Source organism: Pseudomonas sp. PS02303 (assembly GCF_029959925.1).
Classification (GTDB): Bacteria; Pseudomonadota; Gammaproteobacteria; order Pseudomonadales; family Pseudomonadaceae; genus Aquipseudomonas; species Aquipseudomonas mandelii.
In genome coordinates, this window is the sequence record NZ_JASCOM010000528.1 from 1 (window position 1) to 1,191 (window position 1,191).

The 1,191-nt window shown below is 61.8% G+C and carries 2 protein-coding genes; both read left to right on the top strand.

Features of this window, described 5'->3' with window-relative positions; all coding sequences use genetic code 11:
* Window positions 1–80 precede the first annotated feature (80 nt).
* A complete protein-coding gene (locus tag QMX98_RS34680; protein WP_010462628.1) occupies window positions 81–359 on the top strand; it encodes a DUF1145 domain-containing protein in 279 nt (92 codons plus the stop codon).
* Window positions 352–1,110 (top strand): collagen-like protein, encoded by a 759-nt coding sequence (locus QMX98_RS34685; protein WP_282412084.1) that lies wholly within the window; start codon window positions 352–354, stop codon window positions 1,108–1,110. Before QMX98_RS34680 ends, QMX98_RS34685 begins: the two co-directional genes overlap by 8 nt.
* Window positions 1,111–1,191 lie beyond the last annotated feature (81 nt).

Sequence of the window (1,191 nt, forward strand, 5' to 3'; positions counted from 1 at the left end):
GAATTTTCTGTTGCCCTCTGGCTTATCCCTCGCGGAAGCCGTTACTGTGCGCGCAAAGAATAATTCTCAACGGGGGGCGTATGAAGGTGTTTTGGGGGCTGGGGAAGTTGTTGACCCTGCTGTTTTGGCTGGTGGTGCTGGTCAATCTGCTGATGCCGTTTGTCAATCCGTTGCACCTGCTGGTCAATCTGGCTGGCGGCGTGTTGGCGTCTCTTCATCTGCTTGAGGCGGTGTTCTGTTTCCGCAGCCTCAGAGGTCGCGCCCACCCTTGGCGTGATCGCTTGAAGATCCTGTTTTTCGGCGTATTCCACCTGCAAACCCTCCCGGCTCCGACCGTATCGAAGGCTTCCCATGCGTAAACTCTGTCTGCTCGCCGCACTCATCAGCCCATTGGCCTGCGCCCAGGTGGTCAGTGTCGAAACCAATTCATTGATGCGCCTGCCCAACACCGCCAGCACCTTGCAGCTTGAACGCCTGGAAGTCGCCGATTACGGCACTTTGTTGATTCCTTCGAACGTGACCGAAGTCACCGTCGGCGAATTGCATCTGGGGCGTGAGGCGCGGATCGCCATCGTGCCAAGTGAACAGGTACTGGAGTTGAAAGTCAGTCGTGCCGAATTGTCTGAAGGCAGCCAGATCACGGCTCGTGGGGCGCCGGGGACTTACCTCAAGGCCGCTCGCTCCGGACGCAACCTGAATTTGCAGATCAAGGCACTGAATGCACCGCTGTTGTCGGTAGACGCTCGCGGTGGCGCGGGCGCGCCAGGTTTTGTCGGCCTCGATGGGGCCAACGGTCAGGCGCCGGGTTGCACATGGGGCCAGGCCGGCCGCGGTGCCGATGGCAGCAATGGCAGTGATGGTCAGCCGGGGGCGCCGGGGGCGCTAGTCAGGCTGGAAGTGCCACGGGATTATCCGGTTGAACAGATCAGGGTTCAGGTGGCGGGTGGTGCCGGTGGCATCGCGGGGCCTGGCGGCAAGCCGGGCGCGGGCGGCAAGGCGAAGGGTTGCCTCGTTTACGAGGCCGATGGCGGCAAAAGCGGTCGTCCTGGGGTTGATGGACAGCCGGGGCCTGCGGGTGCGGCGGGTTCTGTGACCGTTCAAAGGTTGTAGGAACGACCGAGATCCTGTGGCGAGGGAGCTTGCTCCCGCTGGACTGCGCAGCAGTCCTATTTTGGGGCCGCTTCGCAACCC

Bases quoted from the DNA above. Each gene is read 5' to 3' on its own strand.
- QMX98_RS34680 (WP_010462628.1), top strand. From the start codon at position 81: ATGAAGGTGTTTTGGGGGCTGGGGAAGTTGTTGACCCTGCTGTTTTGG.
- QMX98_RS34685 (WP_282412084.1), top strand. From the start codon at position 352: ATGCGTAAACTCTGTCTGCTCGCCGCACTCATCAGCCCATTGGCCTGC.